Raw genomic sequence first — 22,286 nt, 5'->3', positions numbered from 1 at the left:
CTTTTAAGATCAATAGCATAATACTTTATGAAAAGCCCACTTCTACTCGAATTGTCTTTTTTATGACAACTTATGTGTCCTTCAGGCACTGTTGCAAATAATATTAGAAATGAATTGGGTTAGAAATTAAAAAATAATTTTCAGCAAGACTTTTATTTATCATAGTCTTGCTGAATTATTAAGATTAATTTATATATTTATAGTAAGAAACACATAACAAATAATAACCTCAAAGAGGTATTTGGTTATCGAGTATTTCTTTCAGAATATATAAGACTACTATCCTATATAATTCAATATTTGAGTTTAAAGAAGCTTAAAAATATTTTGTAAAGTTTGGATAAACCAAGTTCGAGCTTCTAAATCATCTCGATGGTTATACCAATTAACACTGACGTTAAAGGGTTTTACGGCAAAGGGTAATTCAAAAACATTTACCTCACTGTTTCGTTCATACACTTTTGCAGCACGTGAGGGTAAAGTAACCAACAATTCAGAACTGCTCACTACATCTTGTAAGACACTAAAATGTGGTAGCTCTAGCATAATTTCTCTTTTTAAACCTAACTCTTTCAGTCTTTGATCAATTTCAATATGCCCTGTAGAAGATTTAATAGCAGCATGTTTCTCCCGTAAATATTGTTTTAAACTGGGCTGCTGTTGTATACGGGGATGTTGTTTATGCGCTATACACATATACCGCTCTTCAAATACATTACGTGATTCAATTCTAGGCATAACGGTATAGCTACTATTAAACACGGCAACATCTAAAGAACCATCAACAAGCCATTCTTCAACTTTACTTGATCTGATTTCTTCGATTTCAATCTTAATAAAAGGTGCTTCTTTTGAAAGATACTGAATTAAAGATGGTAGCAAACATATTTCTCCCAAATCCGATAAACCCAGTCGAAATATTCGAGTGGAAGTTTTAGGATTGAAATTTTGAGAGGCAGTAATTGCTACTTCAATTTCTTCTATTGATTTGCTAAAGCTAGGATATAAGCTTTGTGCTAGTTTAGTTGGCTTAACTCCAAACTTATCACGTTCAAATAAAGGATCATTTAGAAATTTACGTAAACGATTTAGATTATAGGTCACAGAGGGCTGACTTAAATTCAATCGCTCAGCAGCATGACTGATATTTTTAGTCTCATAAACAATAATAAAAACTTTAATAAGGCTTAGATCAATCAATTTGAATATCTCGATGATATTAGGGAGGATTCCCCTCCCTGATTCACTTTTAGACTTGTACTACAGTGCGTTTCAATCTTGTTTTCTTTAAGCGGAAGTGGATCATCGATACACTGATAACAGCAATGATACAAGGAATTGCAAGAGCAATAAAATTATATTTGATCGGTAAACTTAAACTCAGTAACCAGCCACATAAAATTGGCCCTAGGATAGCTCCTAAACGTCCAATTCCTAAGGCCATGCCTAAACCCGTTGCACGTATATTAGATGAATAAAATTGAGACATATAAGCCAGTAATAAAATTTGTCCACCAATTGAAGCCGCTCCCGCAATTGCAATACAAATATAAAGAACAAAAGTCGGTAGACTGTAACTGAGGAGAAATAAGGCAATAGCGCCACTCATAAAGAGTGTACATAACACTTTGGCTAGATTAAAACGGTCAGCGAAATAACCACCACCAATTGCACCTAACATCCCCCCAATATTTAGAGCAAAAAGGAAAAACAAGCTCGTCGATAAATCATAACCTGCTTCAACCATCAGTTTTGGCAACCAGTTTCCTAAGGCGTATACCAAAACTAAGGCCATAAATACACTTCCCCAGAATAAAAGAGTGATTGGACCACGATTTTCTGTAAATAGATCTTTTACTGGGGTTTTAGAGGAAGTTTGATTAGCTTGATGCAGGCTAATGCTCGTTTGGGTAGTATAAGTAATATTACTGTCAATTTGCTTGAGAATATGAATTGCTTGTTCAGTTTTTTTGCGGCGTACCAAATAATCAATCGATTCAGGGAGTAGTAACCAAATCATAGGTAATAATAGAAGTGGTAATCCTCCTAAAATAAACATGATTTTCCAACCATATTGTGGAACCAGCCACATACCTAACAAGGCAGAACACATGCCTCCTACTGCATAGCCACTAAACATTAAAGAGACTAACGTAGCACGTAATTTTTTAGGGGCATATTCAGTCATAAGTGCAATAACATTGGGCATTACTCCACCTAAACCAAGGCCAGCAATAAAGCGGAAAATTCCAAAACTTTGCGGATTCGAAGCATAGCCACATAAAAGTGTGAAACTACTAAATAAACAAACACATAAGATAATTAATTTTTTTCGGCTAAATCCGTAAGCTTCTAATTTATCGCTCAGACTACCAAAAATTATCGCACCAAACATCATTCCAAATAAGGCGATACTACCCAGGAATCCTGCAGTAATGGAATCAATTTGCCATTCCACCATGAGCTTTGGCAGCGCCACACCATAAATAACCAAATCATATCCATCGAAGATAATGATGAGTGCGCTCAGTAAAATCACTCGCCAATGAATTGCTTTTAATGGAGCATGATCCATGACTTCATTTGCATTAATACTTTGCATTACAGACCTCCCTGGTCATATAGATTGCAATATTTTATTTGACAGACTTTAATAATTCACTACGTAATAACTGAAGTGAGAACGAGTAGATATCTATGCTCACTGTATTTATTTTCTGTACTTTCGCAGATCCATAATTTCCTTATCGGTATATTGTTACGATTAACAAATCTTTTATGCTAATTCGGATTAATTCTAAGTTTGTCTTTACATGAAGTTTGTAAAACGTCTATAGGATGGAGAGGATCAACCTATCCATCCTAAAAAATTATGCGCTAGCCCGTCGACGTTCAACATCAGAAGATGGAGTACATTCATGTTCTTTCACCAACTCAACATTAAATTGAATATGTTTAAATGGTTTATCTACATTCCGGCGTTCTATTTCAGCTTTATTAGTTACATCCACCGCGGTTGCCACTAGACCTTCACGTGTTGCAAACGCGAAGTCATCCCATAAGTACTTATCACCCTCAATATTGAACTGAGTCGTGAGCTTTCGGTAACCTGGTGCTGAAACAAAGTAATGAACATGAGAAGGACGATTACCGTGACGGCCTAATTTGTTGAGTAAAGCCTGTGTAGTACCCTCGGGAGGACAGCCATAACCGACCGGCATAGTCGTTTGAGCAGTATAATGACCATCTTGATCGGTAAAAATAGTACGACGAAGATTAAAATCAGATTGTGATTTATCGAAAAAGGAGTAGTTACCCAAGCTATTGGCATGCCAGACTTCCACTTTGGCACCTTCAATAATATTACCATCTGTATCGGTTACAGTACCTTCAATAAAAAGTAAGTCGACCTTATCAGATTCTGAACCATCATCCATGCGAGCGAAGCCGACAGATTCTGGTGCACCAGCGACATACAGTGGTCCTTCAATGGTACGTGGTGTTCCTTTCGTAATACCTGCTTTAATATCAGCTTCATCCGCACGTAAGTCTAGAAAATGTTCAAGACCAAGACCTGCAGCCAATAATCCTAATTCATTAGCTTGTCCAGCATCGGTAAGATATTCAAGACCTTTCCATACTTCACTCTGGGTCAGGTCAAGATCTTCAATCGCCTGGAATAGATCAGATACTAAACGTACCACAACTTGTTGAACGCGATCATCCACTGGACCTATTGCAGTGTCCACATTCATTTTTTTAACTAAAGTGTCAATTTCCTGACGGTTCATACTATTGCTCCTTAAGTATGTTTATTTGTTGGTGAATCATGCTTCTCTCATCATGTGAGAAACTTAGCGTCCTTTGCTTTTTCGATTTGACTTCTAATTTCAACCTACCAGTTTTAAATGCTGCTGAATGTCCAGCTGTAATGCTGTGTTAGCATCTTCAATATCCTTTTCAAGCGAGTGTTGCCATAACCAATCAAATCGATGTGCTAAATGTGCGCCTACTTCTTCAAAGCTTGGATAATCGGGTGAATAAAGTTCATAAATTTCCCCCGACTCATGGGAGGTATGTTGAACTTTAACTGCGCGATCTAAACGGATATCTTCATAAATTTTTGATACCAATTTAATATTTTCTGCTGTGAGCTGTGGATTGGCCAATAAGTTAGCCAAGATCAGTGCGTCTTCCAAGCCCTGCCCTGCGCCGGCACCCTGATGCGGTAACATGGCATGTGCTGCATCACCAATCACAATGACATTTTGGGTTTTATTTTTATAGGTGGTTAAAGGTGGTGTTTCATGTAATGCCCAAATCGTCGGCTGTTCAATCAGATTCAATAATGCCTGACAACTCTCACTCCAATCCGCAAAGTCATCTAACATTTCTTGTTTAGAAACGGATTTAGTCCAAGGCGTATTTTCAGGTAATGTCGTTTGGGTACGGTCTGATTTAAAGGCAACAATATTAATTTCTTCGCCCTGACGAATTGGGAAGGTTAAAATATGTTTATCTTTACCTAACAACATTTGAGGCACTTCAGCTAGTTCTGGATCATTACTAAGCTCTTTAATGGCTTGTTTAAAGTCCTCAAATTTAATGATTCCACGATAAGCCCAAGTTCCAGAAAATTCCGGACTTACACGTTTCAGCTGGTGAGAATCAAGTACATGGTTACGAACTACAGAATGGATACCATCACATCCAATCAGATAATCACATTCAACACGCTGACCATCTATAAATTGAATCGAAACCTGATGATCTGTAGCCTTAATTTCTTGTACTCGTTTGTTAAAATGCACATTTTTATGCGGAACCAAAGGAATCAGCGTATCCAAAAAATCTGCGCGATGTACAGAAGATTGCCCCACATTCGGAGCTATAGAAGCTGATAAGTATTCATCGGTATAACCATTACGCCATTGAAACCAGATATCGGTAAAAGGGGCTTTTACTTTGTCTGCGATACTTTCATATTCGTTCGCCAAGCCTAATAAGTGAATTGCTTTTACAGCATTTGCACCAAAAGAAATTCCTGCACCAATTTCAGAAAATTGCGGGGCTGCTTCATAAAGATGCACATCTAAATTTTGATTTTTCACCAATTGTGTAGTAAGTGCTAATCCTGCAATCCCACCACCAATCACCGCAACTTTAATCTTTTTGTCCATTTTTAGCATTCCTTACTAAACTGCTTAGATTTCCATCATTAGCGATTTTTCAGAATTTATCCAATTTATATTTTTTAACTTGAACTATCTAAATTTTTGATACTTATTATTTATAAGGACATGATCTAATTAAAAGATATTAAATATCTGATTCATAAGGATGGTGATTTAACTGAATCAGAATTTTGGATTAATCAATTTCACAAAACACTATTTCTTAATATTAAAAATTTATTTTTAATAAAATCAATGAAATACTTGTATTTTAGCTGTGTAGAATTATTTTCTCGATAAACCATATATAAGTTTCTATGCAGTGGATTAAACTCTGTCAAACATTCAACTATTTTTCCTGATGATAAATCAGCTTGAATGTCCCAATTCAATTTATAAGCAATGCCCTGGCCTGCTAATACCCATTGATGAACTATTTCACTACTACTACTAGACAATTGAGGTGAGACTTTTACTATTGTATTTTTACCATTCTCCATAAACGGCCACTCACTAAATGTATGCCGATTTCTGATCAAACAGAGACAGTGATGATCCGCCAAACTATACGGATTATCGGGTATTCCAAACTTTTTAAAATATTCAGGAGATGCGCAATAAATTTTTTTACCTTGTATAAGCGGGACAGAACAGTAATCAATCTCTAGAGGGACTTCAATCTGAAAGGAGAAATCGAGTTCCTGTTCCATTAAATCTACTTTTGAATCAGACAATAATAATTCAATGTTTAAATGAGGATATTGTTTTGCAAACTCTGCAATCCAACCAGCTAAATGCTGTTTCCCGAATTGATTGAGTGAACCAATTCGTAATCGTCCAGTCAAAAAGTCCTGTTCACCTTGTAAGTTATTTTCCATTTTTTCAAGTAAGGACAAAATATGCTGGGTATTTTCTAAAAAATATTCCCCTTTTTCAGTTAACTTGAAACGTCGAGAATTTCGATCAATTAACTTAACGCCGAATCTCTGTTCGATTTGAGATAGACGACGGCTCATTGATGGCAATGAGCTTTCCAACAAGACTGCAGCACGTGTAAGTGAACCTGCCTCTACAATTTTTAAAAAAAATTCTAGATCATTCACTTTATCTCTAATTTTCATTCTTTCATTTTATGAAACTTAAACTCTCATTTTAGCCTATTTTTTCTTCTTAAATATAGTTCATATTATCTAAATTCAAAATAAAGGATGCATTATTTTGAATTTTCAAATACTGAGAATCTATTCTTACACTACAGAATGAATCTGGGTGCTTTCAAGGAGAAATACATGTCACTAGTTCACATTTCAGGATTTATAAATGGCGATTTTTTACCCATTGCCACCCAGACTCAGCCTGTATATGATCCAGGGAATTTTAGGTTCTTTGCACTTTAGCGTGAAGATTGTTACGATATGGACTCATCCATGAGATAACCCGCACATGAGCGCTACCAAGAAAGCAGACAAGTAAGCCGCAGCAACCTTCGTTTTCGGTTGTTGCGGCGTTCTCAAGAACCTAGTTGCTCTGCAAGAGCGCCGCCAAATTCTTAACTTAAGGAGATGGCTTCGTGCGCTCAAAAGATTTTTCTTGGCGGTATTCTCTTCCCGCCACGCTATTGCTGTTATCACCATTCGATTTGCTGGCGTCACTGGGCATGGATATGTACCTGCCCGTGGTGCCTTTCATGGCGGATGCACTTGGGTCCGGTGCAGGGACGATCCAGCTGACGTTGACGGCATACCTGGTTTTGCTTGGAGCCGGACAGCTTCTCTTCGGCCCACTGTCGGATCGGCTGGGTCGCCGCCCCGTTTTACTTGGTGGCGGGATTGCCTATATTGCGGCTTCATTCGGCCTCACCGTAGTTTCATCGCCAGAACTTTTTCTGAGCTTCCGCGTTCTTCAGGCCTGCGGCGCTTCGGCATGTCTCGTTTCCACTTTCGCGACGGTACGCGACATCTATTCGGGCCGTGAGGAAAGCAACGTCATCTATGGCTTGCTCGGCTCTATGCTTGCGATGGTTCCTGCGATAGGCCCACTGCTAGGAGCGCTGGTCGACGCGTGGCTCGGATGGCGCGCAATCTTCGGCTTGCTAGGGATGGCAATGATAGGCGCTGTTATCGCAGCCTGGCGACTCTGGCCAGAGACTCGGCGGCACCGGACGGCAGACCTACAGTGGTCGCAGCTATTGACTCCTGTGAAACACCTGAACTTCTGGCTGTACACGCTCTGTTACAGCGCGGGGATGGGCAGCTTTTTCGTCTTTTTCTCGACCGCCCCCTGGCTAATGATGGGGAGGCAAGGGTTATCGCAACTTAGCTTCAGCTTGCTATTTGCTACAGTGGCCATCGCTATGATGGCTACAGCGCGAATCATGGGACGACTGATTCCCCGGTGGGGAAGCCTGAAGACCTTACGAGTGGGAATGGGGTGTCTGATGGCGGGAGCGCTGTTGCTCGCTGTTGGCGAGACATTGGCACCGGTCTCGGTGCTTGGCTTCATCGCCCCGATGTGGCTCGTGGGTGTTGGTATCGCCACTGCGGTATCGGTGGCACCCAATGCCGCTCTTCGAGGTTTCGATCATATCGCTGGGACCGCTACAGCAGTCTACTTCTGTTTGGGTGGACTACTGTTAGGGATTATCGGGACACTCATTATTACGCTTTTATCGACTGGTACCACCTGGCCGATCATCGCTTATTGCCTCATCCTCGCAACAGCAGTGCTTTGTCTGTCCTGCATCAATCCCAACAGACGCCATCTCAGCCAAGAAGAACATGATGCCTTGGCGCTACAAGGCACCGATAGCGCGCAATCGGTCCATGATCATGACTAGCGCTGATGTTTGGAGCCTGTTCTGGAAGGGCTTTTCGCCAGCGTCTCATGGGCTTCTAGATGAACAGACTTTGCTGATCCGTCTTACACACGACGAGGAGCATACGCCAATTTGTAGCCGATGCGATTGCCCTTGTTTCCTGGTACATGACATCAATTGGCGCCGAGTTCGCGAGTCACCAATTATGCAGTATCGCGTCGAGTTGGATGTACCTGTGCGGCGGCTGCGTTGTCCACAATGCGGTCCAACCAGAGAGCGGATCGATTGGCTACCACCGCGCTCCCGTATTACGCAATCATTGCGCAACTGGATTGAGAAATTAGTACAGATGCTGCCCGTCAGTCATGTTGCCAATCTTTTGGGCTTGCATTGGCATACAGTCAAGACTATTGACATGGAGCGGCTCAAACGTGATTTGCACGAGCCAGATCGAAGTCGATTGCGCCGCCTGATGATGGACGAATTCGCCTTGCACAAGGGTCATCGCTACGCCACGGTGGTCGCCTGTGCCGACACCCAGCAAGTGGTGTGGATTGGCGAGGGCCGCTCGCGTGAGGCGATCCGGCCGTTCTTCGAGTGGTTAGGCGATGCCCGGAACCAGATCGAGGCAGTGGCCATGGACATGAACTCAGCCTTCGATCTTGAAGTGAAGGCCCAGTGCCCCAACGCGGTGGTGGTCTACGACCTGTTCCATGTGGTGGCTAAGTATGGCCGCGAAGTGATGGATAGAGTGCGAGTTGATCAGGCCAATCAACTGCGAGATGACAAGGTCGCCCGCAAGGTGATCAAAAGCAGCCGTTGGATACTGTTACGCAATGCTGACAACCTTGAGCCCGAGCAGGCGGTCAAGCTGGACGAACTCCTGGCCGCCAATGCGTTCTTGACTACGGTGTACGTGCTCAAGGACCAACTTAAGACGCTATGGTTTGCGGAAAGCGAGACGACGGCCAGAAGCGCCTGGCGGGAATGGGCCGGCATGGCCCTCGGTAGCGGAATTGATGCTTTGGTACGATTTGCCAAGAAGCTGGAGCCATATATGGAGGGTATCGTTTCCAGTGCCCTCCACCGGCTGAACACCAGCGTGCTGGAGGGCATGAACAACCGGATCAAAGTCATTAAGCGGATGGCCTATGGATACCGCGACACGGACTACTTCTTCCTCAAGATCCGTGCTGCATTTCCCGGCAAAGTGCGATGAACTGAATTTTACCCATCAAATTGGTTCTATTAGTAATACCAGTTTAAATGATGTCGAAAATGCTATTAATATTGCACATCAAGCTTTTCTTAGCTGGAAAGACAGTAGTATTGCTGAACGTCAAAACTGTTTAAAACAGGCTGCCGATCTCATTTTTCAAAAAAAAGATGAACTAAAAGAACTGCTTATTTCTGAACATGGTGGCATGCTTTGGGAAGCAGAAACTGATTTTTATTTGGGTTCAGGCGTAATGAGTATGTATGCTCAGGCTCCAGATGATCTTTTGATACCTAAAGAAATTTCAGAAGAAACAGGCTGGATACGAATTCATAAAAGACCTAAGGGTGTCATCTCTGCAATTGTGCCTTGGAATATGCCTATTGTATTAACAATGATGAAGTTAGGTCCTTTATTACTTGCAGGTAATACTGTGGTATTGAAGCCTTCTCCATTCTCAGCATTGGCTTTAACTCAATTGCTTGCCAAAATAGCAGCCGTATTTCCAAAAGGCGTGATTAACGTCGTACATGGCGATGCAGATGTAGGAAATATTTTAACGAGTCACCCTCTAGTTCGTAAAGTTGCATTTACTGGTGGCACAGCCACCGGTGCAGCCGTAATGGCAAGTGCAGCGCAAACAATTAAAGATGTCACTTTAGAATTAGGTGGAAATGATGCGGCAATTATTTTAGAAGATATCGATTTCCAATCTATCCTACCAAAATTATTAAAGGGTGTATTTACACGTAGTGGGCAAATTTGTTTTGCAGTTAAACGTATATATGTGCCGAAAGATAAGCTTGATCAATATTTCGATCTTTTCTGTGAAGAAGTGGATAAATATAAAGTTGGCCATGGCTTAAATTCAGCTGCCAATTTTGGCCCACTCAACAATAAAAAGCAGTGGGCTATCGTACAGAAATTTATTGAAAATGCTAAAGCCTCGGATCAATGTGAAGTACGTGAGTTAGGTCAAAAACTGAATCCAGAACAATGGGACAATGGATACTACGTTCTACCGCACGTCGTGAAAACCCTAGATAACTCATTAGAGATTGTTCAGCAGGAACAATTCGGACCCATTATTCCACTGATCGGTTATGAAACTGTAGAACAAGCGATTGAATATGCAAATGATAATGAGCAAGGTCTATGTTCATCTGTTTGGTCTGACAATATTGAGCTTGCCTATGATATTGCACAAAAGATAGAGGCGGGTAGTACATTTATTAATAGTCATAGTTTTGACTCTTTACAACTCGGCATGCCATTTGGTGGAATCAAGCAAAGTGGTATTGGTCGTGAATTAGACATCAATGAAACATTGAAATCATATCTAGAACCCCACTCTATTCGACTTATTAAATGAAGATCTAGACCATATTAATTTATAGGTTATCTAGCGAAAAGCTAGATAACACTTACATTTAAGGAAAAATGTATGAAAATCAAAGCTGCACTTGCGAAAGAAAAAAATTATCCATTAGTTATTGAAGAAATCGAAATTGAAGAACCTAAAGAAGATGAAGTTCTAATAAAAATAGTTGCATCTGGTATTTGTCATACTGATGCAGAATCAATAAAAGGAAATGGAACTCCTTTCCCAGCAGTATTAGGACACGAAGGCTCAGGAATTATTGAAAGAGTTGGTTCAAACGTTACTCATTTAAAAGTGGGTGATCATATCGTCCTATCTTATTCATACTGTAACTCTTGCTCCCAGTGTCTTACAGGGCACCACAATTTATGTATACGTACTGTTGAACTTAATTTTGGTGGAAAACTACAAGATCAAACCTATCGACTGCATAAGGATGGTCAAAATTACTCTACCTTTTTTGGACAGTCGTCTTTTGCCACCTATGCTGTAGCAAATATAAATAATATAGTCAAAGTGGATCATGATGTAGATCTGAGATTACTAGGTCCTTTAGGATGTGGTATTCAAACTGGTAGTGGTACGGTGATGAACAGCTTGAAACCCGAACCTGGAAGCTCTATTGCCATTTATGGAGCAGGTGCAGTTGGATTAAGTGCAGTGATGGCCGCTAATCTTTTAGGGCTAAAAAATATTATCGTTATTGATATACATGAAAATCGTCTTGAGTTAGCGAAAGAACTTGGAGCTACTCATGCTCTAAATAGTCAAAGTTTAAATGTAGTAGAAGAAGTGAAAAAAATTACAGATGGCGGTGTTCATTATGCAATTGAAACGACCGGTGTTCCTGTTGTCATTAAAAATGGAATAGATTCATTGAGAGTAGCAGGAAAAATCTCGATTGTCGGTATGGGAGGAGATGTAACTTTAAACTTTACAAATGATATTTTGATGGAAGGTAAAACGATTGTAGGTACGATACAAGGTGACTCTACTCCTCAAGTACATATTCCTAAAATCATTGAATATTATAAAGAAGGAAAATTTCCTTTCGACAAGCTTGTAAAATTTTATAATTTTAATGATATTAATCAAGCATTTGAAGATTCAAAAACTGGCATAACGATCAAGCCAGTAGTTATAATTGGCTCATAGCTTACTTATAGTTATAATTAAGCTAAAAAATATAACTCATTGTTAGTACAGTACTTCATTTATAAGTACTGTACTAATCAATATGATTATTCGTAATGAATTACTGTACGAATCGATTTACCTTCGTGCATGAGGTCAAAAGCTTCATTAATGTTGTCCAAGCCCATGGTATGGGTCACAAAAGGCTCAAGTTGAATTTCCCCCTTCATTGCATCTTCAACCATGTCCGGAAGTTGTGAACGACCTTTCACGGCACTGTTGCAAATAGCCATTGATGATAAGCTAAATAGTTTTTTAGCTAAAGGTTCAGTGTATGAATCCCTTCCATGGTCGGCATTTTCAGGGCGAAATCATTCTTTGGGCTGTACGCTGGTATTGTAAATATGGCATCAGCTATCGTGAACTTCAGGAAATGCTTTCCGAACCCGGTGTAAATGTTAATCACACTACTATTTACCGTTGGGTTCAACGTTATGCTCCTGAAATAGAAAAACGCTTACGCTGGTATTGGCGTAATCCTACACATCTCGGCACATGGCATATTGATGAAACTTATGTAAAAGTGAATGGAAGATGGTTTTATCTGTATCGTGCAGTCGATCAACGTGGCTTTACCATTGATTTTTACCTTTCTTCTAGACGTAATACCAAATCAGCATATTGTTTTCTTGGAAAAATTTTAAATAATGTGAAGAAGTGGCAAATTCCACAAGTGATCAATACGGATAAAGCACCCACATATGGAGGTGCTTTATCACGGTTAAAACGGGAAGGAAAATGTCCACCAGACCTTGAGCACAGGCAGGTTAAGTACAAAAATAACGTGATCGAATGTGATCATGGCAAGCTAAAGCGGATTATCAGGGCCACCTTAGGATTCAAATCTATGAAAACGGCTTATGCCACAATTAAAGGTATTGAAGTCATGCGTGCACTACGTAAAGGACAAGCTTCATCATTTTATTATGGTCAGCCTCAGGGTGAAGTGTATCTGGTGAATAGAGTTTTCGGTCTCTAAGCACTTTTTAAAGGGAACATCATCGACTCAGATCCCTATTTGCAACAGTGCCGTTATAACTTTAGGAATTTCTTTTAAGTTATTTCTATATTTTATGAAAAATAGTTTCTATTTAAGCTGTCCTAAAATTAGCCCAATGCAGCCTATATAAAATACATTTTATTTATATTTTAAAAATCAGCAACATAATACTTTGTAAAATCCCATTCAATTTCTAATAGGATTTTTTATTGATTTATCACGTTCTAAGGCTTTCATAATCTCAACTAAATATAGTCGCCAATTCAAATTGAGTTACTCACCTGCTTTTAAATACCGATATACCGCCTGGCGACTAATTCCAAATGCTTGGCCTAATGCCATTTTTGAAGAGTACTTCCCTTCCTTCCATGCTTGTCGTAAAGCTTCGGCCTGATCAGGTTTCAATTTGTGTACCCGGCCTTTATACTTCCCTTGAGCAGAGGCGAGTTTAATTCCTTCCTTTTGTCGCTCCAGAATAATCTCACGTTCAAACTGTGCAAAAGCCCCCATCAGTTGCAGCATCAAATTATCCATCGGGGTGGATTGGGCCGTAAAAGTAATATTTTCTTTTACAAACTGGATGGCGATCCCTCCTTTAACCAGTTTATCTACTTCGGTAACCAAATCTTTTAGGCTTCGTGCAAAACGATCCATGGAATGTACAACAACCCTGTCCCCTTCCCGGAGATAGTTCAACATTTCCTGAAATTTCGGCCGGTCGGTATTTTGGCACTGTTGCAAATAACCACGAATGGTAAGCTGAAGACTGTTTTAGCTAAAGGTGCAGCATATGAATCCTTTCCATGGTCGGCATTTTCAGGGCGAAATCATTCTTTGGGCTGTGCGCTGGTATTGTAAATATGGCATTAGCTATCGTGAACTGCAGGAAATGCTGGCCGAACGGGGTGTGAATGTTGATCACACGACTATTTACCGTTGGGTTCAACGTTATGCTCCTGAAATAGAAAAACGTTTACGCTGGTATTGGCGTAATCCTACAGATCTGAGCTCGTGGCATATTGATGAAACCTATGTAAAAGTGAATGGACGATGGTCTTATCTGTATCGTGCAGTCGATCAACGTGGCGATACCATTGATTTTTATCTTTCTTCTAGACGTAATACCAAATCAGCATATTGTTTTCTTGGAAAAATTTTAAATAATGTGAAGAAGTGGCAAATTCCACAAGTGATCAACACGGATAAAGCACCCACATATGGACGTGCTTTATCACGGTTAAAACGGGAAGGTAAATGTCCACCAGACCTTGAGCACAGGCAGATTAAGTATAAAAATAACGTGATTGAATGTGATCATGGCAAGCTAAAGCGGATCATCAGGGCCACATTAGGATTCAAATCTATGAAGACAGCTTATGCCACAATTAAAGGTATTGAAGTCATGCGTGCACTACGTAAAGGACAAGCATCGTCATTTTATTATGGTCAGCCTCAGGGTGAAGTGTGTCTAATCAACAGGGTTTTCGGTCTCTAAGTACTTTTTAAAGGGAACATCATCGACTCAAATCTCTATTTGCAACAGTGCCATAAATATTATATCTGTAACCACAGTAGAACATTGGGTATTGACGTTTGAAGATGAAGGTCCAGGTATTGATGAATCGCATCTTAAACACCTGTTCAAACCCTTCTATCGTCTGGAAGACTCTAGATCACGTCTAGATGGCGGTACTGGATTAGGCTTGGCAGTGATTGATGCAATTATTGAAGCACATCAAGGTCATATTTATTATTCTAAATCCAAAAACTTAGGTGGCAGCTGTTTTACTATTCAACTGAATCGTAAGACATCAACTCATTTATAATGTGTTAAGTTCAGATCAATAGGCTTCATTTAAGCGATAAATATAAGATAACTTGATGTCTGAACTTAACAATTCTGTTTGATGATCCTCAAATAAATTTCATCACAATGAATTCTCATCTCGATATTTAGCTAGCATAAAAAATACCACAATGGAGAGTATGCCGATGATAATACCTGCTGTTGATAATAAATTCACATGAGCTGAACTGAAGGCTATTTTACCTGCATTAATCAATGCAACTCCTTGCTCTGTAGGTAATTGGCTCGCTACTAAATAGGTATCACCAATCGATAGTCTGGCTTTTTCTGCTAAAACAGCAGTTAAATCTGACGGCACTTGAAGATGACTGCCAAATATATAGGCCATGAAAACACCAAATAAAGTAATACCTAGTCCTGTACCCAGTTCATAACCTGTACTTTCAAGTGAACCTGCCGCACCGCCCTTTTCTGCAGGTACTGAGCCCATGATCGCAATGGATGAAGCTGTTAAACCAATACTCAGTGTTAATCCAATCGAAGCTAAAATAAAGGGAACGATGATTCCCGGATGATGAAAATCTGAATAACTCAAACTGACCAACGCAATTGCTGCCAATATTAATGACATGGTCGCAACCAGACGGAGTCCAAATTTATTGGATAAAAAACCAGCAATAGGCCCGCCAATAGCGGCCGCAACCATAATCGGAACCATAAAAAGACCGGCTTGCAGCGGTGTTAAACGAATGACATATTGCAGCTCCATTGCCAAAGTTAACTCAACCCCTGCCAAAGCGCCTGCAGCAACCATTGCCATAATAATGCCGGCTAAAATAGCAGGACGTGAAAATAGCGAAAGATCTAGCATCGGCTGAGGAGAATTCAGCTGTTTGCGTACAAATATGGTTAATAAGCCGATAGATAAAACGACCAAAGGCAAGACAATCAACAACGACTGTTTACCGCCTAAGCCTGCTTTTAGTGCATATACAAACGAAATCAAACCGACAATCAGCAATAGCGCTTGACCAAATGCCCAATGTCCAGGGGTTATAGCTTCTTTTCGGGACAATAAGAAATAGCACATTGGTGCGACAACCAGCATGATTGGGACGTTAATCAGGAAAACTGAACCCCACCAGAAATATTCTAACAATCCCCCACCAATGAGCGGTCCAATGGCGGCACCGGCTGATCCGATTGTGCCCCAAATACCCAGCGCAATGGCACGTTCGCGACTGTCTTCGAAGGTTCTGCGAATAATACCCAATACACAGGGCATAATCATGGCACCGCCTAATGCTAATAAAGCACGTGCGGCAATCAGCATAGAAGCCGTTTGGGAAAATGCCGCAAGGACTGAGGCAATTCCAAATATAACCAAGCCAATCAGCAGAATCTTACGATTGCCGACACGATCAGCCAAAGTTCCCATCGGAACTAAAAGTCCAGCCATAAGTAATGGATAAATATCAATAATCCATAAGACTTGGTTGCTTGTGGCACTCAGCGATTGGGTTAATGAGGGAACCGCAACATGCAGTACAGTCATATCAATCACAATCGGCAGAAATGCAAGCACGACAGCGAGCAATATCCACCAGCGTTTCGGATCAAGATTGGAAGCTTTCATTATTAAACCTACATAGATGGTCTATTCACAATTATTTGATGCTAAACAGCCTTACCATCTTGAGTGATAATATGCTCTTTGGGTTTATTTATATCTGTTGCCAAGTTTTCCTGTAAAAACCTTGTCAACAGATGGCTGTTTTTTTATCTCGCAGATTCAAATCCCAAGTGCAACACATTTGTAGTCAGTTGAAAAAGTTAGGTGTATTCATAGAATCATTAGACTTTTTCAACTCGCAATTCCTCCACCTAACGACTTATAAAGTTCGATTTGATTATTTAGTTTTATTTGTTCGAGGATAAGTAGTCCTTGTTGTGCTGCATAAGAAGAGCGTTGCGAATCTAATACCGTTAAATAACTATCAATACCTGCTCTAAAACGAGCACTGGATAGTTTATATGTTGCATCTGTTGCAATGACCAAACGACGCTGGGCTGCTAAACGATCTTCGATATGTGCATGAGCGGCAAGTGCATCATTAACTTCACGAAAAGCTGACTGTATCGATTTCTCATAGTTAGCAAGTGCAATTTGCTGTTCTGTCTGAGAGATTTTAATATTAGCTTTACGGGTTCCCCAATCAAAAATAGGAAGGTCAATACTTGGACCAACTGACCAAGAAAAACCTCCAGATTTAAATAAATCATTTAACTCTGTTGAAGCATAACCTGCGGATCCAGACAAGCTAATTGTTGGGAATAGTCGTGCTTTTGCTGCACCGATATTTGCACCCGCTGCTCTAAGTTGAAATTCAGCTGCTTTTAAATCAGGACGATTATTAAGTAAATTACTGGGCAGGCCAGTTGTGAAAGCTGTTTCCTTTGTAATACTTTTAATTCTTTGATTTGGAAGTAAATCTTGTGGAATAGTTTGTCCAGCTAAAAGATTCAGTAAGTTGTGTGCTTGTACCATTTGAGTTTTATAGTTAGCCACATCATTTCGTGCTGTTTCGACAGAAATTTGAGCTTGTCGTAATGGAACCTCGCTATCAATACCTACATCAAAACGCTTTTTATTGAGATTGTACGAATCAATTTGTGCTTTTAATGTCTGCTCCGCAAGATTTAAATTATCTTTTGCAAAAGCATAATTTAACCATGCTTGGGTGACTTGGCTTATTAAACTAATTTGAGTAGCATCTCTAGCACTTTGTGTCGCAAAGTAATTATTTAAAGCGGCATCTTTTAAACTTTGGACTCGTCCCCAGAAATCTAATTCATAAGCGGTTACACCCAAGCCAACTTGAAAAGTCGAATATGGGTTATTAGGATTAATAGAGGATTCGACTTGTCGAACTGCACTACCAGTTGCTCCAATTGTGGGCAGCTGATCATTTTTGCTAATTTGATATTGTTGTTGGGCACGTTGAATATTTAAGGCGGCAGTACGTAAATCACGATTATTGTCGATTGAAATTTCAATTACTTGTAGTAACTTAGGATCAGAAAAGAAAGTTTTATAACCATTTTCCGCAATCGATGTTCCCGTAGATGTTTGTGAAAAATTTTGTGGAATATTCGACTTCTGTACAGGTTGTGATGCCTGCATATTGATACAAGCAGTTAATGCAATGGAAAGGGAAGAAACAAGTAATCCTCGTGTTAAATGAACTGGCATTTTAAGCATGATTTTCTCCAAATAGTAAAAGCAGTAATATCGAAGAAGAGCCAAAAGAAACATTTATGTTTCTTTTGGCTCTTTTAACTTAAGGGGTCGTTTTTTTCTTTGAAGAAATGAGTTTTTCAACTGCTCCCAGTACGAAGATGAAAAATACTGGAACAAAGAAAATTGCGAGAATTGTTGCTGAAATCATGCCGCCAAATACCCCAGTACCTAATGCATGTTGTGTTTCAGAGCTCGCTCCTGATGCGATGACTAAAGGAACAACACCACATGTAAAGGCAAGAGATGTCATGAGAATTGGACGTAAACGAAGTTTTGCAGCCTGAACGGTAGCTTCAACTAAAGTCATACCTTCTTCTTTAAGCATCTTGGCAAATTCAACAATCAAAATAGCGTTCTTGGCCGATAAACCAATGATTGTGATGAGTCCAATCTTGAAGAACACATCATTCATCATGCCTCTCGTCATAATTGCAATCACAGCACCAAAAATACCCAATGGAATAACTAAGATAACTGATAGTGGAATCGACCAACTTTCATAAAGGGCAGCGAGTACAAGAAAGATCACCAGCATAGATAGGCCCAATAAAAATGCCATCTGTGATTCTGATTGTTTTTCTTGTAGAGAGATACCAGTCCATTCATAGCCAATTCCTTTAGGAAGTTTGGCCATCATTTGCTCCATTTCACGCATGGCATCACCAGATGATGTCCCAAAGTTTGGAATACCGGCAATACTTAAAGATGGACGTCCGTTATAGCGATTATATTGTTGTGGTGCTTTATTCCATTGTGGTGTCACAACTTCTGATAACGAAACCAATTGGCCACTTGAACCTGTTACTTTGAGATTAAGAATATCTTCCAACTGCATACGTGATTTTGCATCGACTTGAACAATCACTTGTTGCATACGACCTTGGTTCGGGAAATCATTGATATACATTGACCCCATAGAGGTTGAAATAATGTCTGATACATCAGCAAAATTAACACCAAGAGCATTAAGCTTTTCACGATCGATTTTCAAGCTCACACGATTGCCTTCAGGTAAACCTTCAGCCCAAACCATATAGAGCTTTGGATTTTTAGAAGCCATTTCAATCAGCTGCTCTTTAGCTGCTATAAGAGCAGGCATACCTAAGTTGGCTTTGTCTTGTAACCGTAGACTAAAACCTGAATATGTACCCAACTCGTCAATTGGCGGAGGCAATATAGACATAACGCTACCTTCATTGCTTTTTGCCATAGCTGCGTTAAGTGAATTGACATATTCAGAGGCAGGCATTTTTCTTTCTTCAAAATCTTTTAGTGTTGAGAATGAAACCCCAACGTTTTGTCCAGAACCGCCAAAACCCCAGCCAAGAACGGAAATATTGTTTTGCACATCAGGTTTTTGATTTAGATGTCCTTCAAACTCTTTCACAATATTCTGGGTTCTTTCACGTGTTGCATCTGATGGAAGTTGGAATGTTGTTAAAAACCAACCTTGGTCTTCTTCTGGCATAAATGCTGTAGGCCAATATTTCATACCAGCAAAAGTAACAACCGTAATGACAACAAAGGCAATCATCATTGGAATAGTGTGTTTAACGATTTTGAGCAAAATGACTTCATATTTTTTAGTCACTTTATCAAAACTACGGTCAAACCATGCAAAGAACCCTTTCTTTTGATGATGACCATTGATCGGTTTTAAAATGGTGGCACAAAGTGCGGGAGTTAACACTAAAGCTAGCAAAGCGGAAAATAAAATGGATACAGACATCGTCACTGTAAATTGACGATAGATGATCCCTACAGAGCCGCTTGCAAATGCCATAGGTAAAAATACGGCTGCAAGTACTAGTGTTATCCCAATAATAGGACTAGTAATTTCTTTCATGGCTTTAGAGGTAGCCTCTTTAGGTGAGAGGCCTTCTGTTGCCATGATTCGTTCAACATTTTCTACGACGACAATGGCATCATCGACAATAATTCCGATGGCAAGCACCATACCAAACATAGTTAGTACGTTGATGGAATAGCCCATCAATAACATCACTGTAAATGTACCAAGTAAAGCAATAGGTGCTACAATCGCTGGAATTAATGTATATCGAACATTATGTAAAAATATATACATCACGATAAAAACCAGAACCATGGCTTCAAGTAATGTATGAATTACCTTTTCAATTGAGATTTTGACAAATGGAGCGGTGTCATAAGGTATATCTAGTTGCATACCTTCTGGTAAATTCTGTTTTAGTTCCTCAACCTTAGCTTTAACACCATCAGCGGTTTTTACTGCATTAGCACCAGGGCTGAGCTGGATTGCTGCTGCAGTAGCAGGTTTACCATTTTTCAAAATAGCAAAACTATAGGCTTGTGAACCCATTTCAACTTTAGCAACATCTGATAGTTTTATTGAACTACCACTTACTTTACTTTTTAAACTTATATTCTTGAACTCATCAATATTTTTAAGTTGGCCCTGTGCTGATAGGGGAATACTAATGAGTTGTCCTTTTTCAGCGGGTACATCACCTAATCGACCGGGTGCAATTTCAACATTATTACTACGTATAGCATTATTTACATCACTAATAGATAAGCCATAGGACACCAATTTATTTGGATCAACCCATATTCTCATAGCCTTTTCTGAACCAAACGATTGAACTTTACCTACGCCTTCAACACGTTTTAATTCTTCAACAGCATTCCTAACTAAATAATCACTTAAATCGACTTCAGAATGTTGTCCATTAGGTGAACTCAGACTGACCAACATTAAAAAGCCTGAAGAAGATGCTTCGACTAACAAACCTTGTTGGCGTACAGTCTGCGGCAGGCGGGCTTCAACAGTTTTAATCTTATTTTGTACATTTACCTGAGCCATATCTACATCTGTACCAGGCTTAAAGGTCGCAGTAATTTGTGCTAAACCTGATGTATCTGTTGTTGCACTATAATAAAGTAAGTTTTTTACGCCTGACATTTCCCGTTCAATTAACGTTACTACGCTATCGTTAATTGCTTTTGGCGTTGCACCAGGATAAACGGCTGTAATAACCACTTGTGGTGGAGCAACACTTGGAAAACGGGCAATAGGTAATTTAGGAATACTGAGTAATCCAAAGAGAATAATAAAAATCGCAATCACCCATGCAAATATAGGGCGGCGGATGAAGAATTGAGACATAATCATTCACCTCCTTTTGTTGTAGAGGCTTTGACTTCTGCGTTTGGAAACGTATTTTTAGGTCCTGATACTTTCCATGTAGTGATTTCAAGTTTTTGATTTGGCTGGATCCGGTCAATACCCTCGACAACAATACGGTCACCTGAATTTAAGCCTTGATTGACTGTGTAAAATTGATCATGTTGTTGACCTAATTCGATTTTGCGTAACTCAGCCATTCCTTTGCTATTCACAATATAAACTTGTGAATGTCCACTGTTGTCATATTGAATCGCTTGTTCTGGAATTAGTAAGGCATTAGGAACGGAAGAACGACTCATCTTCACTCGAACGTACATCCCTGGTAAAAGCTGACGATTTTTATTGTCAACTTCAATACGCATAGTTACGTCGCCAGTTTCAGGGTCAACATTAATATCTTCAAATAATAGTCTTGCGGTAACGTTATAAGGTTGATCTTGATTATTTAAAATTTGGACGTTGTGATCAGCATTTGCGGATAATTTACCTGCTTGTAAAGCAGCTTGTAGTTTTTCATAAGCTGTAATAGATTGTTTTACATCCACATATACTTTGTCAATTTGCTGAACCACTGCTAAAGCATTAGCATCTCCTTGCCCAACTAATGCACCTTCAGTGACAAAAGACTGACCAATACGTCCTGAAATAGGTGCTCTCACGGTTGCATATTGTAAATTAATATTTTGGCGTGTCAGGCTGGCTTTCATTTGTGAAACATCAGCTAGAGCTTGATGATATTGGGCCTGTGCATTACTAAATTCTTGTTTACTAATAGCATTACTAGGTAACAACTCTTGATAACGCTCAAGTTGGGTCTTTAATCGACTAACTTCTGATTCCGCTTTTTTCAATGCAGCTTGATTTGTTGCAACATCAGCTTGAAAGACTTCTGAATTAATCTTGTATAAGGGTTGCCCAGCTTTTACTTCACTGCCTTGTTTGAATAGTACTTTTTGAATTATTCCACCAACCTGAGGGCGAATTTCTGCTACTCGGAATGCATGTACACGAGCTGGAAGATTTTCACTGAAGTTTACTGTTTGTGGTTGAACATTTAATACACTTACTTTTGCCGAAGGTGTTTCAGTCTGAGCTGCTTCTTCAGAGCCACAGCCTTGTAAGATAAGGCCAATAGATAAAAAAAGTGGAAGTAACAGAGGCTTCTTCATATGGAAAAACTCATACAGTTTTAGATATTTACATTATTTTTAATATTTGTGTATTTATCG

Annotated in this window: 16 protein-coding genes and 2 pseudogenes; 7 read left to right on the top strand and 11 right to left on the bottom strand. The window is 39.7% G+C overall.

Annotated elements, in window-relative coordinates; genetic code table 11:
- Positions 1-306 precede the first annotated feature (306 nt).
- The 5 genes from DJ533_RS02090 to DJ533_RS02070 form a co-directional block, all read right to left on the bottom strand.
- A complete protein-coding gene (locus tag DJ533_RS02090) occupies positions 307-1,197 on the bottom strand; it encodes a LysR family transcriptional regulator (RefSeq protein WP_026438256.1) in 891 nt (296 codons plus the stop codon).
- Between the two features lie 52 nt (positions 1,198-1,249).
- Positions 1,250-2,602: an MFS transporter gene (locus tag DJ533_RS02085; RefSeq protein ID WP_019838314.1), complete on the bottom strand. Its 1,353-nt coding sequence runs from the start codon at positions 2,600-2,602 to the stop codon at positions 1,250-1,252.
- Positions 2,603-2,870: 268 nt separating this feature from the next.
- Positions 2,871-3,791, bottom strand: a complete 921-nt coding sequence (gene catA, locus DJ533_RS02080) for a catechol 1,2-dioxygenase (RefSeq protein WP_033917443.1) — start codon at positions 3,789-3,791, stop codon at positions 2,871-2,873.
- Between the two features lie 99 nt (positions 3,792-3,890).
- Positions 3,891-5,180 (bottom strand): salicylate 1-monooxygenase, encoded by a 1,290-nt coding sequence (salA, locus tag DJ533_RS02075; RefSeq protein WP_065995367.1) that lies wholly within the window; start codon positions 5,178-5,180, stop codon positions 3,891-3,893.
- A gap of 200 nt (positions 5,181-5,380) precedes the next feature.
- Positions 5,381-6,277 (bottom strand): LysR family transcriptional regulator, encoded by an 897-nt coding sequence (locus DJ533_RS02070; protein ID WP_158660397.1) that lies wholly within the window; start codon positions 6,275-6,277, stop codon positions 5,381-5,383.
- Positions 6,278-6,744: 467 nt separating this feature from the next.
- Here DJ533_RS02070 and cml point away from each other — a divergent pair, with 467 nt between their 5' ends.
- The 4 genes from cml (at position 6,745) to DJ533_RS02050 (ending at position 11,741) form a co-directional block, all read left to right on the top strand.
- The gene (cml, locus tag DJ533_RS02065) at positions 6,745-8,010 is read left to right on the top strand and encodes a CmlA/FloR family chloramphenicol efflux MFS transporter (RefSeq protein ID WP_020753574.1); all 1,266 of its coding nucleotides are present in this window, start codon (positions 6,745-6,747) and stop codon (positions 8,008-8,010) included.
- Positions 8,003-9,208: an ISL3 family transposase gene (locus DJ533_RS02060; protein ID WP_020753573.1), complete on the top strand. Its 1,206-nt coding sequence runs from the start codon at positions 8,003-8,005 to the stop codon at positions 9,206-9,208. The genes cml and DJ533_RS02060 overlap by 8 nt, the downstream gene beginning before the upstream one ends.
- On the top strand, positions 9,141-10,577 hold the full coding sequence (locus tag DJ533_RS02055; RefSeq protein ID WP_081316864.1) for an aldehyde dehydrogenase family protein: 1,437 nt from the start codon (positions 9,141-9,143) through the stop codon (positions 10,575-10,577). Before DJ533_RS02060 ends, DJ533_RS02055 begins: the two co-directional genes overlap by 68 nt.
- A 72-nt stretch (positions 10,578-10,649) precedes the next feature.
- Positions 10,650-11,741, top strand: coding sequence for an NAD(P)-dependent alcohol dehydrogenase (locus DJ533_RS02050; RefSeq protein ID WP_019838318.1), 1,092 nt, complete (start codon positions 10,650-10,652; stop codon positions 11,739-11,741).
- A gap of 86 nt (positions 11,742-11,827) precedes the next feature.
- Here the strand turns inward: DJ533_RS02050 and DJ533_RS02045 are convergent.
- Positions 11,828-11,992, bottom strand: a pseudogene (locus tag DJ533_RS02045) (S-(hydroxymethyl)glutathione dehydrogenase); the annotation flags it as partial.
- Positions 11,993-12,054: 62 nt separating this feature from the next.
- On the opposite strand from DJ533_RS02045, the gene DJ533_RS02040 reads away from it, so the two are divergent.
- Positions 12,055-12,759: an IS6 family transposase gene (locus tag DJ533_RS02040; protein WP_058952605.1), complete on the top strand. Its 705-nt coding sequence runs from the start codon at positions 12,055-12,057 to the stop codon at positions 12,757-12,759.
- A 294-nt stretch (positions 12,760-13,053) separates the two neighbouring features.
- On the opposite strand, the pseudogene DJ533_RS02035 reads toward DJ533_RS02040, so the two are convergent.
- A pseudogene (locus DJ533_RS02035) lies at positions 13,054-13,509 on the bottom strand (recombinase family protein); the annotation flags it as partial.
- Positions 13,510-13,570: 61 nt separating this feature from the next.
- Between DJ533_RS02035 and DJ533_RS02030 the strand changes: the two are divergent.
- Both DJ533_RS02030 and DJ533_RS02025 read left to right on the top strand, forming a co-directional pair.
- Positions 13,571-14,275 carry an IS6-like element IS1006 family transposase gene (locus tag DJ533_RS02030; protein ID WP_001067784.1) on the top strand — a complete coding sequence of 235 codons (705 nt, stop codon included), beginning with the start codon at positions 13,571-13,573 and terminating at the stop codon, positions 14,273-14,275.
- Positions 14,276-14,306: 31 nt separating this feature from the next.
- Positions 14,307-14,606, top strand: coding sequence for an ATP-binding protein (locus tag DJ533_RS02025; RefSeq protein WP_306306510.1), 300 nt, complete (start codon positions 14,307-14,309; stop codon positions 14,604-14,606).
- 102 nt (positions 14,607-14,708) lie between these two features.
- On the opposite strand, the gene aadT is transcribed toward DJ533_RS02025, so the two are convergent.
- From aadT to DJ533_RS02005, 4 genes are all read right to left on the bottom strand, one after another.
- Positions 14,709-16,223, bottom strand: a complete 1,515-nt coding sequence (gene aadT, locus DJ533_RS02020; RefSeq protein ID WP_033917554.1) for a multidrug efflux MFS transporter AadT — start codon at positions 16,221-16,223, stop codon at positions 14,709-14,711.
- A gap of 228 nt (positions 16,224-16,451) precedes the next feature.
- Positions 16,452-17,840, bottom strand: coding sequence for an AdeC/AdeK/OprM family multidrug efflux complex outer membrane factor (adeC, locus tag DJ533_RS02015; protein WP_370538948.1), 1,389 nt, complete (start codon positions 17,838-17,840; stop codon positions 16,452-16,454).
- Positions 17,841-17,928: 88 nt separating this feature from the next.
- Positions 17,929-21,039 (bottom strand): efflux RND transporter permease subunit, encoded by a 3,111-nt coding sequence (locus tag DJ533_RS02010; protein ID WP_033917518.1) that lies wholly within the window; start codon positions 21,037-21,039, stop codon positions 17,929-17,931.
- Positions 21,039-22,226 carry an efflux RND transporter periplasmic adaptor subunit gene (locus tag DJ533_RS02005; RefSeq protein WP_033917516.1) on the bottom strand — a complete coding sequence of 396 codons (1,188 nt, stop codon included), beginning with the start codon at positions 22,224-22,226 and terminating at the stop codon, positions 21,039-21,041. The genes DJ533_RS02010 and DJ533_RS02005 overlap by 1 nt, the downstream gene beginning before the upstream one ends.
- Positions 22,227-22,286 lie beyond the last annotated feature (60 nt).

This window comes from Acinetobacter defluvii (assembly GCF_001704615.3).
Taxonomy (GTDB): Bacteria; Pseudomonadota; Gammaproteobacteria; order Pseudomonadales; family Moraxellaceae; genus Acinetobacter; species Acinetobacter defluvii.
The sequence above is the reverse complement of the archived record's forward strand: the minus strand, read 5'-3'. Positions and strand labels throughout refer to the sequence as shown.

Excerpts from the sequence above, each read along its gene's own strand:
- DJ533_RS02085 (WP_019838314.1), bottom strand. The coding sequence starts at position 2,602 with ATGCAAAGTATTAATGCAAATGAAGTCATGGATCATGCTCCATTAAAA.
- catA (WP_033917443.1), bottom strand. The coding sequence starts at position 3,791 with ATGAACCGTCAGGAAATTGACACTTTAGTTAAAAAAATGAATGTGGAC.
- salA (WP_065995367.1), bottom strand. The coding sequence starts at position 5,180 with ATGGACAAAAAGATTAAAGTTGCGGTGATTGGTGGTGGGATTGCAGGA.
- DJ533_RS02060 (WP_020753573.1), top strand. The coding sequence starts at position 8,003 with ATGACTAGCGCTGATGTTTGGAGCCTGTTCTGGAAGGGCTTTTCGCCA.
- DJ533_RS02055 (WP_081316864.1), top strand. The coding sequence starts at position 9,141 with ATGGATACCGCGACACGGACTACTTCTTCCTCAAGATCCGTGCTGCAT.
- DJ533_RS02050 (WP_019838318.1), top strand. The coding sequence starts at position 10,650 with ATGAAAATCAAAGCTGCACTTGCGAAAGAAAAAAATTATCCATTAGTT.
- DJ533_RS02040 (WP_058952605.1), top strand. The coding sequence starts at position 12,055 with ATGAATCCCTTCCATGGTCGGCATTTTCAGGGCGAAATCATTCTTTGG.
- DJ533_RS02030 (WP_001067784.1), top strand. The coding sequence starts at position 13,571 with ATGAATCCTTTCCATGGTCGGCATTTTCAGGGCGAAATCATTCTTTGG.
- aadT (WP_033917554.1), bottom strand. The coding sequence starts at position 16,223 with ATGAAAGCTTCCAATCTTGATCCGAAACGCTGGTGGATATTGCTCGCT.
- adeC (WP_370538948.1), bottom strand. The coding sequence starts at position 17,840 with ATGCCAGTTCATTTAACACGAGGATTACTTGTTTCTTCCCTTTCCATT.
- DJ533_RS02005 (WP_033917516.1), bottom strand. The coding sequence starts at position 22,226 with ATGAAGAAGCCTCTGTTACTTCCACTTTTTTTATCTATTGGCCTTATC.